General features: G+C 53.0%; 1 protein-coding gene. It reads right to left on the bottom strand.

What is annotated here, in order from left to right; genetic code table 11:
- The coding region (locus KVT36_RS31860) for an alginate lyase family protein (protein ID WP_217607457.1) at positions 1-253 on the bottom strand (253 nt) is incomplete at both ends.

Genomic DNA, 253 nt, shown 5'->3' with positions numbered 1-253 from the left:
TATTGATGGGTGGTCATCCTTTGCCAATAGTCTGTGAACCAGGTTTTCATGGCTTTCAGAACTCCCGGCGGCAGGGGGCCTGCTTTTTCCATAATGCCCAATGCCTGCACTACTTCCAGGAAATGAATAGGATCTACAATACCAATGCCCCGGCCTGGGTCCCGGCCTTTAATGGCCTGTGCATATGGCAGGTTGGGATGCATAGAGGTGGCAGGATCAAAAAACCAGGCGTGTGCTGGCGGCTCCGTTTTGC

Origin of the sequence: Chitinophaga sp. GbtcB8 (assembly GCF_019091455.1) — a bacterium.
Lineage (GTDB): Bacteria > Bacteroidota > Bacteroidia > Chitinophagales > Chitinophagaceae > Chitinophaga.
Note: the sequence above shows the minus strand (reverse complement) of the source record. Positions and strands in the feature narration are given on the sequence as shown.